This is a genomic window from Bacteroidota bacterium (genome assembly GCA_025059945.1).
Classification (GTDB): Bacteria; Bacteroidota; Rhodothermia; order JANXDC01; family JANXDC01; genus JANXDC01.
On record JANXDC010000001.1, the window covers coordinates 75,391 to 88,846 of the forward strand.

At 63.4% G+C, this 13,456-nt stretch carries 12 protein-coding genes and 1 pseudogene; 10 read left to right on the plus strand and 3 right to left on the minus strand.

Going from position 1 to position 13,456, the window contains the following annotated elements:
• Positions 1 to 9: 9 nt before the first annotated feature.
• Together NZ993_00345 and NZ993_00350 are read left to right on the plus strand one after the other, a co-directional pair.
• Positions 10 to 783: an MnmC family methyltransferase gene (locus tag NZ993_00345; GenBank protein MCS7154248.1), complete on the plus strand. Its 774-nt coding sequence runs from the start codon at positions 10 to 12 to the stop codon at positions 781 to 783.
• Positions 773 to 1,885, plus strand: a complete 1,113-nt coding sequence (locus tag NZ993_00350) for an FAD-binding oxidoreductase (GenBank protein MCS7154249.1) — start codon at positions 773 to 775, stop codon at positions 1,883 to 1,885. The genes NZ993_00345 and NZ993_00350 overlap by 11 nt, the downstream gene beginning before the upstream one ends.
• Positions 1,886 to 2,036: 151 nt before the next feature.
• Here the strand turns inward: NZ993_00350 and NZ993_00355 are convergent.
• Positions 2,037 to 3,227: pseudogene (locus NZ993_00355) on the minus strand (MFS transporter).
• A gap of 91 nt (positions 3,228 to 3,318) precedes the next feature.
• Here NZ993_00355 and NZ993_00360 point away from each other — a divergent pair.
• The 8 genes from NZ993_00360 (at position 3,319) to rpsA (ending at position 11,524) form a co-directional block, all read left to right on the plus strand.
• Positions 3,319 to 4,002, plus strand: a complete 684-nt coding sequence (locus NZ993_00360; protein ID MCS7154250.1) for a heme exporter protein CcmB — start codon at positions 3,319 to 3,321, stop codon at positions 4,000 to 4,002.
• A 2-nt stretch (positions 4,003 to 4,004) separates the two neighbouring features.
• On the plus strand, positions 4,005 to 4,685 hold the full coding sequence (ccsA, locus tag NZ993_00365; protein ID MCS7154251.1) for a cytochrome c biogenesis protein CcsA: 681 nt from the start codon (positions 4,005 to 4,007) through the stop codon (positions 4,683 to 4,685).
• 2 nt (positions 4,686 to 4,687) lie between these two features.
• Positions 4,688 to 4,942, plus strand: coding sequence for a CcmD family protein (locus tag NZ993_00370; GenBank protein ID MCS7154252.1), 255 nt, complete (start codon positions 4,688 to 4,690; stop codon positions 4,940 to 4,942).
• Positions 4,926 to 5,330 (plus strand): cytochrome c maturation protein CcmE, encoded by a 405-nt coding sequence (locus NZ993_00375; protein ID MCS7154253.1) that lies wholly within the window; start codon positions 4,926 to 4,928, stop codon positions 5,328 to 5,330. Before NZ993_00370 ends, NZ993_00375 begins: the two co-directional genes overlap by 17 nt.
• A gap of 19 nt (positions 5,331 to 5,349) precedes the next feature.
• Positions 5,350 to 7,812, plus strand: a complete 2,463-nt coding sequence (gene ccsA / locus NZ993_00380) for a cytochrome c biogenesis protein CcsA (GenBank protein MCS7154254.1) — start codon at positions 5,350 to 5,352, stop codon at positions 7,810 to 7,812.
• 3 nt (positions 7,813 to 7,815) lie between these two features.
• Positions 7,816 to 8,595, plus strand: coding sequence for a tRNA pseudouridine(38-40) synthase TruA (truA, locus tag NZ993_00385; GenBank protein MCS7154255.1), 780 nt, complete (start codon positions 7,816 to 7,818; stop codon positions 8,593 to 8,595).
• Positions 8,565 to 9,392: a M48 family metalloprotease gene (locus NZ993_00390; GenBank protein MCS7154256.1), complete on the plus strand. Its 828-nt coding sequence runs from the start codon at positions 8,565 to 8,567 to the stop codon at positions 9,390 to 9,392. Before truA ends, NZ993_00390 begins: the two co-directional genes overlap by 31 nt.
• A 164-nt stretch (positions 9,393 to 9,556) precedes the next feature.
• Complete coding sequence (rpsA, locus tag NZ993_00395) at positions 9,557 to 11,524, plus strand: 30S ribosomal protein S1 (protein ID MCS7154257.1); 1,968 nt, start codon at positions 9,557 to 9,559, stop codon at positions 11,522 to 11,524.
• 182 nt (positions 11,525 to 11,706) lie between these two features.
• Here the strand turns inward: rpsA and tadA are convergent, their stop codons facing one another.
• Together tadA and NZ993_00405 are read right to left on the minus strand one after the other, a co-directional pair.
• Positions 11,707 to 12,147: a tRNA adenosine(34) deaminase TadA gene (tadA, locus tag NZ993_00400; GenBank protein MCS7154258.1), complete on the minus strand. Its 441-nt coding sequence runs from the start codon at positions 12,145 to 12,147 to the stop codon at positions 11,707 to 11,709.
• Positions 12,148 to 12,163: 16 nt separating this feature from the next.
• The gene (locus NZ993_00405) at positions 12,164 to 13,138 is read right to left on the minus strand and encodes a threonine/serine dehydratase (protein MCS7154259.1); all 975 of its coding nucleotides are present in this window, start codon (positions 13,136 to 13,138) and stop codon (positions 12,164 to 12,166) included.
• Positions 13,139 to 13,456: the final 318 nt, after the last annotated feature.

Below are 13,456 nucleotides of genomic sequence, written 5' to 3' on the forward strand. Positions count from 1 at the left end.
CGCATCCACATGGAAAGCCGCAGCCCCTACGTGCCCCTGCAGACGGGCGATGGCTCCTGGACGCTCTACGAGCCGGAGCGGGGTCTATGTTTTCGTTCTCGGTTCGGGGCCTGCACCGAAGCCCGACACGTGTTCCTGCGCGGCACCCGCCTGGAACGCTATGCTCCCCCCTGGCGAGTGCTGGAGCTGGGCCTAGGGGCCGGCATGAACTTTCTGGTGACCGCAGAGGCTTTTTTGCAACGTTACTCCGGAGGTCTGTTGGAATACCACGCCATCGAGCGTTCCCCCGTAAGCCCTGAGCTGATCGAGGCCTTGCGGTATCGGGAGCGCCTGGAGCATCCGGAGCTAGTGGAGGTGCTCTGTGAGGCTCTTGCGCGCGCCCGTCGGCATCCGGATCGCTGTCCGCAGGTGGTCTTGGGGGCCCAAGGGCGCGTGTGTCTGTATCTGTACCCCGTCGACTGGCGTCAGGCCCCGGTGCCGAAGTTAGCTGCTCAGGCCGTCTACCATGATCCTTTTGACCTTAAGAGTAACCCGGAGTGTTGGACGCGAGCCTGTTTTGCCTGGCTGGCTCATCGCATGGCGCCGATGGGCATCCTGGCCACCTACGGGGCTGCGACCGCAGCCCGCAGGGCCATGCTGCGCGCTCGGCTCATCATCGCCCGCTTGCCCGGCGTGCTGCGCAAGCGTGAAATGACCGTAGCGGCCCATCGCGCCGAGGCTCTGGCTGGATACTTCATTCTGCCCTATAGCCGGTTCTTTCGGAGCTGCGAGGATGCCTCCTGAGCAGGCGCTGATTCTGCTTGTGGGAGGGGGAATAGCCGGGCTTAGCCTGGCTGAAGCGCTTTTGCAGGCGGGCTTTCCGGCTTCGGCGCTCTGCTTGGTAGACGCCCGGGGGCCTAGCGCCTCTGAGGTTCCGGAAGCCTTGCTGCACCCTTTTTCTGGGCGTTCTGTCGCGCCAGCTCAGGAAGCGTTGTGGGCGTATCAGGATGCGCTGTTGTGGCTGGCTCGCACGGGGGAGCGAGGGCGTCCGCTAGAGCTCATTCGGGTGCCCGTTGACACGGAAGAAGCCGAGCGCCTAGAGCGCTCTTATCGGGGGAGGGCGGCTGGCCGCGGCCAGATCGCCCTGGTGGAGCGCTTGGACCCTGCAGAGGCCCGGCGACGCTACTCGAATTTGCAGCTGGCCCAGGTTGCCTATCGTCTTCTGCCCGCTTGTGCGGTCTCAATGAGCGTGCTTGTGGGGCGTTTCCACGCCCTGTTGAGATCCGCCTCCGTATCCTACTTCGAAGGGCGCCTAGAGGCTTTAGAGCGCATGGGTTCAAGCTGGATCGCTCACGGATCCTGGGGTAGGCTGCGGGCCGGGCGCGTCGTGCTGGCCGTGGGAGCTGAGCTGGGCACCTGGTTTCCAGCTTTGCCGGTGCGTCGATACCAAGGAGATCTGCTGCGGCTTCGGCTTGCGCCAGGGCCCTCCTTCGCCCTGCACCGGCGCGGATATCTGATCCCGGAGTCAAGCCAAACCGCTTGGTTGGGGGGCATGTACCGCGCTTTAGATGGGTCACCCTTTGAGACGAGACCTCTTGAAGAACTAAGGGCTTATCTGGCGGAGGTTTATCCCCCACTTGAGCAGGCCGAGGTGCAAGCAAGCTGGGCTGGCTGTCGGCTAGTGGCGAGGGATTTTCGCCCCGTACTCGGCCCCGTGCCCGGCTGTGAAGGGCTCTTCGTCTTCGGCGCGCTTGGCTCTAGGGGGCTTCTATGGGCCCCCGGTCTGGCGCAGGCGCTGGCCGGCTTTCTGCGTTGGGGAGGTGTGGAGCGTTTGCCGCGTTGGGCGCTCGCGAGCCGGTGGCCCCTTGAGGCGCTTGCTCCGGATCCGGAGCGCGTGCGTTCGTAGCGGGCCCCTGCAGGGATCCGCTTACCCCCCATAACAGCAGCCCTAGGCAGGCGGCAAAGGCAAGAAGCAGCGGAAAACGCTCCAGCAGGTGCCGCACCTCGAAGAGGGCCTGTCCCAGAAGCGCGCTCATGAGCGCTGTGCCCATAGCTCCTCCCACGTTGCGGGCGAAGAAAACGAGAGCCGTGATCACCCCCAGCTCATCGCGGCGAGCGGCTTCCTGGGTGCTGATGAGCAGGGCGATCATAACCTGTCCCATGCCCGCGCCTATCAGGATGCCGCAGAGCATTTGCACGCCGAAGGGCGCTCGGCTGAGCGCGGCCCAGGCCGAAAATCCAATTACGATCAGGGCGGCTCCGAGCCGCACAAGCCGAACCGCCCCCCAACGCGGCAGCCAGCGCGCCGCCAGGGCTCCGCTCAACGTCCAGCCCCCGCTTAGGGGCGTGAGCAACAGACCCGCCTCAGCCGCAGATCGACCGAGCGCGACCTGGCCCCAAAGGGGAATGAAAGCCACGGCCCCGAAGAAGGCCATCCCGCCCAAGTAATTGCCCAATAGCGAACCGCGCAGGAAGCGGTCGCGAAAGGCGTGCACGGGCACCAGGGGCACAGGCTGATGCGCCTCTATGCAGGGGAGCATGAGCAGCAAAGCGGCAGCAGCCCCTGTCAACCCCCACAGGTGACGCTCTAAGCCGTATAGGAGCATTGCGCCGCTGCAGGCAAACCACAGGGCGCCCGGAACGTCTAGGCGAGAGCCTCGACGATAGCCCGCAGAGCGGGGGTAAGCGCTGCCCACCAAGCTCAAGGCCGCTACGCCCACGGGCAGAGCCAGCCAGAACACGGCTCTCCAGGAGAGCACATCCGTGATCAGCCCGCCCGCCAGAGGGCCTATAGCGGAGGAAAGCCCCCAAACCACGCTGATGTAGGCCTGCATGCGGGCCCGTTCGGCCATGGGATAGCATTCTCCGATGAGGGTCAGGTTGAGCGTTTGCACCCCACCGGCTCCCAGCCCCTGAAGGGTTCGAGCCGCGATGAGGGTCATCATGTCCCAGGACGCCCCGCTGAGGGCCGAACCAAGCAAAAACAGCCCCACCGCCCAGCAGTAGGGGGTTCTGCGACCCCACAAATCCGAAAGCCGTCCCCACAGGGGGCCGCTGAGGGTCATGCTGAGCAAATAAAACGTGAAGGGAAGGCTATAGAGCTCGGCGCCTCCGAGATCCCGTATAACGCGCGGCATGGCCGTAGCCACCACAGTGCCCTCTAGGGCCACTAGCAGCACCCCTAGGATGACCCCTGTGGTGAGCCGGGCCCGCCGCTCGGGTTTTACCGCATAAACCAGAGACTCCATGCGAATCGGGCGCGAAGATACGGCGAATTAGCGGGATTCGCCCTTATGACCGTTTACTTTTCTGTGTCGTAAGCCGTAGGTTTGCGCAGGTATGGGGCGTGCGGCGCGCACCTGGTTACGCAGCGTGTGGGCGGTTTTTCGTAAGGAGGCCGCATCGGAGCTGCGCCTACGCTATGGGTTGCAGACGCTGTTTGTCTTCGCCGCCTCCGCGCTCATGCTCGTAAGCTTTGCCGTGCGGGGCCGACAAGTGGAACCCGGGCTGCACGCGGCCCTGCTGTGGGTAGTGCTGCTGTTTTCGGCTAGCAGCGGTTTGGGTCGCGCCTTCATTAGCGAGGAGGACCGGGGCACGGTCTGGATCCTACGCTTGCACGCCCCGGCTTCGGCTGTCTACGTAGGCAAATGGCTCTTTACGCTGGCCCTTACCCTGCTGCTGAGCACGCTATCCGTCGGCGCCTATGAGCTGTTGTTGGGGCTCTCGGTACGGCGGCTTGACCTGCTGGCCCTCCTGCTGGGGCTCGGCTCTTGGGGGCTTTCGGGGGTTATGACCCTGCTTTCCGCCCTGATCGCCCGCACGAGCGCCCGCGGCCCCTTGCTAGCGGTCTTAGGTTTGCCTGTGCTCATTCCGGTGCTTCTGGTGGGCGCGCATGGCACCGAACAGGCGATTCGAGGCGGAGGGCTTGCGGAAACGAGCGCCGCGCTTTTGGCGTTAACCGGGTACGCTGGGGCCATGTTTGCCGCCTCCTGGGCGCTGTTCGATTACGTTTGGCAGGAATGAGTATGCGCATAGCGTTCTGGAAGGGACTTGTGGTCCTTTGGATAACGGGGGTCCTGGTGGCCGCATTCGCAGTCGAGATCCCGCGGCTTCCGATTCTGGAGCAGAGTGCGCGCAACCTGTACTTTCATGTGCCCATGTGGTTTACCATGATCCTAGGCTTTGGGCTGGCCGTGTGGTACAGCCTGCGGTACCTGCTGCGAGGCCGCACCGAGGATGACCTCAAGGCCGAGCAGGCCGCGCGAGTGGCTGTGCTCTTCGGCGTGCTGGGGCTGCTTACGGGCTCATTGTGGGCGCGTTTTACCTGGGGGGCCTGGTGGAACTGGGATCCGAAGCAGACGCTGGCCCTGGCCCAGCTGTTGCTTTTGGGGGCGTATTTTGCTCTGCGCAGCGCCGTGGAAGAGGAGCGGCGCCGAGCGCGCCTGAGCGCCGCGTACGCCTTTTTGGCCTTGCTGAGCATGCCGTTTCTGCTCTTCATCGTGCCCCGACAGCTGCCCAGTCTGCATCCGGGTGCAGAAGGCAACCCCGCCTTTGATGAGATCACCGCGCCCCAGATGCGCGTTGTGTTCTACGCCGCGGTGTTGGGCTTCCTGGGGCTTTTCGCCTGGCTCTTTGAGCTTAGCTATCGCCAAGCTCGCCTGCGCCGCCTTCTGGAGGCGCAGCGCGAGCAGATAGAGGAACCGTAGCCATGTCCACCGTAGACAGCCTGCAGCGGCTGCAGGAGTACACAGACACGCTCCTTGCGTCCACCGCGGGGGCGCGTTCCGGGTTTGAGGCCGTCATGCTGAGCCAAGAGAAGCTCTACGTGGTGCTCGGAGTCGTGCTGCTGATCTGGGCCGGCATCGTGGCTTTTCTGTGGCATCTGGAGCGTCGTACCCATCGACTGGAGCAGGAGCTAGAGCGCTTACAGCTTCTGGAGCCCGAAAATGAGCCGAACGCATAAGCTTCTTGTAGGCGGACTGCTGGCGGCGGGTTTCCTGGGGCTGCTGCTGTTCAACTTCGGTCAAAGCGTTGGCGGATATATGGACTTCGCCCAGGCGGAGTCCTCGGGAGCTCGCGCCCATGTAGTGGGCTTTTGGGTTCCTGAGCGGGGAACGCGCTTTGACCTGGCCCGCGCCGAGTTCAGCTTCTGGATGCGGGATGAATCCGGGAACCTGCGCCGCGTAATCTACCCTGGCCCCAAGCCCGCCGGCTTCGAAGACGCCGAGCGCATCGTGGTCGAGGGCCGCATGCGCGAAGGGCTCTTCTACGCGGATCGAATCCTGATCAAATGCCCCTCGAAGTACAACGATCAGGTTCCCGCTGAGCTCAAGCCCAGCTCGAATCTGTGATGCGCCAGATGGAGCGGCCATGGACATAGGATTTTGGGGGAGCGCGCTGCTTAAGCTGGCCTTCGTGGCCACGGCGGTGTCCGGATGGGCCTACTATAAGGCCGTGCGGCAGCCGCCGTGGGAGGAGGCGTGGACCCGCTGGGGGCGCGCGTCCTGGATGCTCGCCCTCGGGGGGCTTCTGGGCGCTTCGGCTCTGCTGCTCTACCTGCTTGTGGCCCAACGCTTTGAGTACGCCTATGTGTATCAGCACACGGCGCGCGAGCTGCCCCTGCTATACGTCGTCTCCGCCTTTTGGGCGGGGCAGGAGGGGAGTTTCCTCCTGTGGGCGCTCTATCAAGCTGTGCTCGGATGGGTGCTAGCGCGCACGGCGGGCAGCTTTCGAGCCCCCGTTATGGCTGTGGTGGCCGTAAGTCAGCTTTTTTTGCTCTCCATGATGCTCGGTGTGCGCTTGGGCCCGCTTGAGATCGGCAGCAGCCCCTTCTTGCGGCTGGCTGAGAAGTTCCCCGACGCCCCGGTCTTTCGGCAAAACCCCGCCTTCCGACCCGAAGACGGCAACGGGCTAAACGACCTGCTGCAAAACCCCTGGATGGCCGCCCATCCGCCGACGCTTTTCGTCGGGTTTGCCGCCATGGTGGTGCCTTTCGCTTTCGCCGTGGCCGGAATGTGGACGCGCCGCTACACGGAGTGGATCCGTCCCGCTCTGCCCTGGATGCTCTTCGCGACACTCGCCTTGGGGGTGGGGATCATTCTAGGCGGCTACTGGGCCTACGTGACGCTTTCCTTCGGGGGCTACTGGGCCTGGGATCCGGTTGAGAATTCCTCGCTTGTGCCTTGGCTGATTGGGGCCGCGGCTCTGCACGCGATGATCGCCTACAGAGGAAGCGGCACCAGCTACAAGGCCGCCTTGCTTTTGCCCGTGCTCGCCTTCGCCTTTGTGGTCTACTCGACCTTTCTGACGCGCAGCGGGATTCTGGGCGACTCTAGCGTGCACTCTTTCGTCGATCTGGGCCTCTACAATCAGCTGCTGCTCTGGATCCTAAGCGTAGTGGGGCTGGGGCTCGGGCTCTTCGCCTATCGCTTTCGCGAGCTGCCCAAGTCCTCACGGGAGCCTCGTCTGCTGAGCCGCGAGTTCTTGCTCTTCTTGGGCGCCATGGCGCTTTCGGCCACGGCGATGGTTATCATCGTGGGTACAAGCACCCCCATTCTGGGGCGGCTTTTCCGGGAGAACCCCGCCCCGCCGGATGCGCACTTCTACAACAATTGGACCCTGCCCCTGGCCATAGTCATAGGCCTGCTTATCGGATTGGGGCAACTACTTTGGTGGCATCGCACCGAGCCGCGCCGCATCAGCCGCCTCGTATTCGGTCCCTTTATGTTGGCCGCCGCCGCAGCGGCCCTGGCCCTATGGGGAGCCGGTGTGCAGGAGCTGTCTTATTTATTGCTTGTTTTCGCTTCTGCCTTCGCTTTCTTCGCCAACGTCTGGGTGCTGATGCGCCTGTTCCGGGGGAACCCCCGGCTCGCCGGAGGCGCGGTGGCTCATCTGGGCGTAGCCCTTATGCTAGTGGGCATTGTGGCCTCCTCGGGGTACGATCAGGTCCTTGTGCCACCTGGAGAGGGCATCCTGCTCGGCAACCCAGAGGATCCCCACGTAGCCCATCGGGATGCGCGCCCCAAACACTTCCAGCTCTACCTGGGCGAAAGCAAGCAGGCCCAAGGCTATCGCATCGCGTACACGGGCCGGCGTACAGAGCCTAGACGCGGGGAGACGTTCTATCGAATCGAGATCACCGACCCGAAGGGCCGGCTCGCCGTTCTGGAGCCAAGCGCATACAAAAGCCGCAACGGCCAGGCCATTCAGCATCCGGATGTGGCCAGCTTCTGGACGCACGATCTATACGTGGCTGTGGTGCCGGACTGGATGCTGCGCTCCGAAGAGGACGACAGCACACGGCATCGGTTCTTGCTGCGCCGCGGAGAGGCCGAGCGTATAGGCGATTACGAAATCCGGTTCCTGCGCTTTCGCGTCCTTAAGGCTCCAGAGCCGATGCGGGCTGAGGGCGAGCTGAGGCTGCCAGAAGGCCTGCGGCCTGAGGACGTCGACATCGCCGTAGCCGCCGCGGTAGAGGTGCGCAACCGCACTAGCGGCCAAAGCCGCACGCTTGAGCCCGTATACCTGATCCTTAAGGACCGCACACAGCGCTTTCTGGCGGCCCAAGTAGCGGACTGGAACGTGATGGTGCGCTTTGAGGGCATGCGCGTCGAGCAAGGGCAGGCCGAATTGGTCGTAGAGGGCCTCGCACAGCCGCCCTGGGTACTGGTGGAGGTGCACCGGAAGCCCTTCATCGGGCTGCTTTGGCTGGGCACGCTCGTGCTCATGCTCGGCTTCTCGATGGCCATTCTGCGCCGGTGGTGGGAGCTGCGTCGGCTAGAGGCCTTGCGTCGCTCTGTCCAGGAGCCCGTTCAAGAACCGGTCCTCGCTTGAGGTATGCCGACGTACGCGTTGCGGATCGAATACGACGGCACGCGTTACGCCGGCTGGCAGCGGCAACCGAGGGGGATCAGCATCCAGCAACTTCTGGAGGAGGCGCTCCAGGTGCTGGTGCGCGAGTCCGCGCGCGTGGTGGGCGCCGGACGCACCGATGCCGGGGTGCACGCTCGGGAGCAGGTGGCCCATGTGCGCCTGGAGCGGCCCATAGGACCGCGTCGGCTGCTGGCCGGTCTGAACGGGCTTTTGCCGCGGGATGTGCGCCTGTGGGCCGTGGCCGAAGCCCCTCCGGGGTTTCATGCCCGCTATAGCGCGCGACGCCGCACTTATCGATACTACCTGAGCACCGCACCCTCGGCCCTGGACGGGCATCAGAGCTGGTTTTGCCCATATCCGTTGGATTGGGATCGCCTCCAAGAGGCCACGGCCCAGCTGGTGGGCGAACGCGACTTCGGCGCTTTTGTCAAACAAGGCTGCGCGGCCGCAAGCCGGAGATGTTTCGTCTACGAGGCCTCCTGGCATCGGCACCCGCTCTGGCCGAGACGTTACTATTTCGAAATCACGGCCAACCGGTTTTTGCGCGGCATGGTTCGCTTGCTTGTGGGTACACTCGTGCAGATCGGCCGCGGAAAACTGCCCCCTGACGCTGTGCGGGCTTACTTGGCCCATCCCGAACAAAGCCGGGCCATCTGGGCCGCCCCGGCTCATGGCTTGGTGCTGGAGGCCGTCGAATACGAAGAGGAGCTGCCATGGGTATACGCGAGCGCATCCGGTCTGTAAGGCTGCTGCTTGTGGCGCTGTGGGGGATGTACTTCCCCTCCTGCGGCGTTCCGGCCGGTCTGAACCTGTTTCCCGTAGAAGAGGACGTGCGCCTGGGTGCGCAATTTGACGCCGCGTTGCGGCGCAGCCCGGAGTACGCCATCTGGGAGCCCCGAACGGCAGAGGAAAGGGCGCTGCTGGCCTACGTACAGGGGATCGTGGACACGCTGCTGCGCCATAACTCCGTGCCCCACGAAGAGGTGTTCCGCTACCGCGTCAGCCTCGTACGAGGGGAAACGGTAAACGCCTTCGCCACGGCCGGGGGATACCTGTACGTGTACACGGGGCTTCTAAAGCAAGTCGAATCCGAAGCCGAGCTGGCCGGTATTCTCGGACACGAAGTCGCGCACGCTGCCCATCGGCATGTAACGCGCCAGCTCACGGCCCGTTATGGGCTCTCTTGGGTAAGCCAGATCCTGCTCGGGCAGGACCCCGGTTTGCTCGAGCAGCTCCTGGCCTCTCTGGGAACGGGACTTGCCGCGCTGCGCTTCAGCCGAGATTTTGAACTTGAGGCCGACCGATCGGCTACGCGCTGGCTTTTGGCCTCTCCATACCGAGCGGATGCCATCCTGAATTTTCTGCGGCGTATTCAGCACCAACCTCGTCCACCGGAGTTCCTTTCCACGCATCCGGATCCGGCTCGCCGCATCCGGGAGATCGAGCGCCTTCTGGCCGCACCCGGCTCTGCCCCCAGGGGCGATGATTTCCGGGAGCGCTACCAGGCCTTCAAAGAGCGCTTGCTAAGGCTAGGCCTGTAACGGCTTGCTTGCGCTCGGATGCCCGTCGTACCTTTACGGCTGATTTTCTGCGGAAATTTTCCCTTCCGCAGGGTCCGTGCTTTCTTCCGCAATCGTAACCCTATCCCGCCGCCGGTCGTGGCTGCCGGCGGCGGCGAAGCGATAGCCACTAAGGAGAGCGCTGCATGAACGACGAGCACAAGACGACGCTCGAAGCCGTGGAGAGCACCGCGCCGGCGGATGCGGGGACTTCGGAGCTTCCGGCGCCATCGAAACCGTCCCCCCGAGTGGTTAAGCTGGAGGAACTCAGAGAGGCCGAGGCGCAAGCTGAGCGCGAGCGCTGGGAGAGGGCCAAGCTCTACGAGGCCACCCTAGCTCGGTTTCAGGAACGCGAGATCGTCCGGGGCCGCATTACGGCCATTACGGACCGTGAGGTCTACGTCGATGTCGGCCTCAAATCCGAGGGGGTCATTCCTATTCAGGAGTTTAAAGACATCACCGCGCTCAAGCCCGGCGACGAGGTCGAGGTGTATATCGAGTCCGTGGAAGACGTCGAGGGCAGGCTCGTCCTGTCTCGCCGGAAAGCGGATCTGATGCGGATCTGGGAACGCATCGAGCAGGCTTACCGGAATGACGAGGTCGTGGAAGGCGAGATCAAGCGTCGTGTCAAGGGGGGCATGATGGTGGATCTGTTTGGTGTGGAGGCCTTTTTGCCCGGATCCCAGATCGACGTGCGTCCGGTGCGCGATTTCGACGCCTATCTGGGCAAGCGCATGGAGTTTAAGATCGTCAAGCTCAACCGCGTCGGCGAAAACGTGGTGGTTTCGCACCGGGTGCTGATCGAAAAGGATCTGGAGGAGCAGCGTCAGCGGATCCTGGAAAACCTTGAGCGCGGCCAAGTTTTAGAGGGCACGGTTAAAAACATCACGGACTTCGGCGTGTTTATCGACCTGGGCGGTGTCGATGGGCTACTGCACATCACCGACCTATCCTGGGGTCGGGTCAACCATCCGAGCGAGGTCGTGCAGCTGGACCAGAGGCTGCAGGTCGTGGTGCTCGACTTCGATGAAAACAAGCAGCGCATCAGCTTGGGGCTCAAGCAGCTGCAGCCGCATCCTTGGGAGAATATCGAGGAGCGCTACTTTGAGGGCATGCGCACCCAAGGCCGGGTGGTCTCGCTAACGGAATATGGGGCCTTCGTGGAGCTGGAAAAGGGCATCGAGGGGCTGGTGCACGTCAGCGAGATGAGCTGGACGCAGCACGTTAAGCATCCCGCGCAGATGCTCTCTGTGGGTCAGATCGTGGACGTGGTGATCCTGTCCATCGACAAGGAGAACCGCAAGATCTCCCTGGGCATCAAGCAGTTGACCGAGGACCCCTGGAACAAGATTCCGGAGCGATACCCGATCGGGTCCCGTCACTTGGGCACGGTCAAGAACCTAGCCCAGTACGGGGCTTTCATCGAGCTAGAGCCAGGTATTGAGGGGCTGGTGCACGTGAGCGATCTGTCCTGGACGAAAAAAATCCGCCATCCCGCCGAAATGCTCAAAAAAGGCCAGCAGGTCGAGGTCGTGATCCTGGACATCGACGCGGAGAACCGGCGCATCAGTCTGGGCATCAAGCAATTGGAGGAAGACCCCTGGGATACGTTTGCGCAGGTCTACGCCGTGGGCACGGACGTAAAGGGCACAGTGCGCAAGTTCATAGAGAAGGGCGTCGTGGTGGAGTTGCCTTATGGAGGTGTAGAGGGTTTCGTTCCGAACAACCACCTAGCTCGGCTTAAGGAGGGAGATCCGGCTCAGCTGTATAAGGTGGGGGAGCAAATCGAGCTGCGCGTAATCGAGTTCGATCGGCAGGAGCAGAAGATCATCTTAAGCGAGACCGTGCTGCAGAAGGCCCGCGAACGGGAGCGTCGGGAGGCTGAGCGCGCCCAGCGGGAGGCGCAAAAGCGCGCCGAAGCCGAAGCCCGCGCCCGCGAGCAAGCCGAGTTGCGTCAGGTTTTGGGCGAAGAGCCCGCTCCCCCTACCCTGGCAGAGCTAAGTGGGCTAGCTCCCCTCTCGGCCGAGGCCGAACCGGAGGCCGCACAAGCCGAGCCCGCTCCGCAAAAGCGCGCCCGCAAGAAATCACCCTCTAAAGGCGCGCAAGCAGAATAGTGCGGACTTCTGGGCTTCTCCTACCGAAAAAATGAAGCGCAAGGCGCCCCTCCGGGGCGCCTTGCGCGTTTATGTGGGCTCCACCCCCGTCGTCCCGTGTTTTAGAGCGGTCACCTTGGTGGCTGCGGCAGGTCGCTGTAATGGGGCCAACAGCGGCTTTAGGAGTCGATACGAGGGATGGGTTAAGGGGATTGGGCTCTAAGCGTCGCAAAGAACCGACGCAATAGCGCCTCCGCCGCCTCCGCCTCGAGGCCCGAGAGCACCTCGGGTCGGTGATGTAGGCGTCCTCCCCCCAGCAGATCGAACAAACTGCCCGCGGCGCCGGCCTTGGGGTCCCAGGCCCCAAACACCACCCGACCCAGGCGAGCCCACAAGATCGCCCCCGCGCACATTGGGCACGGCTCCAAAGTGACGTACAAGGTGCAGGTCGAGAGGAATTTCTGTCCTCGGGCTTGAAGGCTTCGCTGTATGGCCAGCAACTCAGCGTGCGCGGTGGGATCGCATCGGGCCTCGACTTCGTTGTGCGCCTCGGCTATGATCTGGCCCTCACAGACGAGCACCGCGCCTACGGGGACCTCGCCCATATGCAGGGCGCGCTCGGCCAGCTGAAGCGCGCGGCGCATGAAAATGCGATCCACCTCAAGGCCACGCACCATCTTCAAGCAGCCACCGTCCTAAGCGGGGCAGGTCCACATTGCCTCCGCTTAGGATCACACCGATCCACTTGTCGCGCACCGGGATCCGACCCGAAAGGGCCGCTGCGGCCGCTACAGCGCCCGTCGGCTCTACGAGCACCTTGAGGTAGTGCAGCAACATCCGCATCGCCTCGATGACTTCCAGCTCTGAGACGGTGAGCACCTCATCTACATGCTCCCGGATGATAGCCCAGTTAAGCTCGCCCACCTCCAGGTTGCGCATGCCGTCGGCGATCGTGTGGGGATAGGAGATGCGCACCCGCTCCCCTCGTTGGAAGGACAGGTACAGGTCGTTGGCCGCTTCCGTCTCGACCCCGATGATGCGGACTTCGGGATTAAGGGCCTTTGCAGCAAGGGCTATGCCGGCGATAAGCCCTCCGCCCCCAACGGGTACGAGCAAGTAGTGCAGGTCGCCCACGTCCTCAAAAAGCTCCAGCGCAACGGTGCCCTGTCCCGTGATGATGGCGGGATCATCATATGGGGGGACGATCGCGTACCCGTGTGCCTCGGCCAGCTCGTGTGCGCGGCGAAAGCGTTCCTCTGAGGTGCGCCCGGCGAAGATGATTTCGGCCCCGTAGGCACGTGTGGCCGCCACTTTGACTTGGCTTGCGTCTTCGGGCATGACCACTACGGCCGGAACGCCCCACCAGTTGGCGGCAAAGGCCGTAGCTTGCCCATGGTTGCCAGAGGAATACGTAATCACCCCGCGCTGACGGACGGGTTCGGGAAGTTGGCTGAGCTTATAAAAGGCCCCGCGCACCTTGAAGGAGCCTGTGCGCTGGAAATTCTCCGCCTTGAAAAAGAGCCGATTGCCCGTGCGACGGTTTAGTTGGCTTGAGGTGAGCGTGGGGGTCCACTGCGCCACCTCCTGAATCTGCACGTGGGCCTGCCGGATCTGCTCCAGAGTGGGAAAACGCATAAGAGGACCTGGTTGCGATTCGCCATTGCGAATCTACGGGTGCACCAGATCCCTGGTCAACGTGCCGTGGACGAAAGGGATCACCTGCTAGCGCGCGCTCCAGGAAGACCACCAGGTGGCTCTTTATCCGAACGGAGGACAGAGCCTCGTCCAGTCCAGGGGCCTCCTGGTCCAGTGAGCTTATTCTCCTGAGCCCAGCTCACGCTGACAGAGTTCGCAAACTCCGGGAAGCGCTGTGCGCTGGCCGCAAAGGAGGCATCGATGCCGCCGCGGCTGGCGATCCGGATCACGCCAGATAAGCCGACGCCAATTTAAACG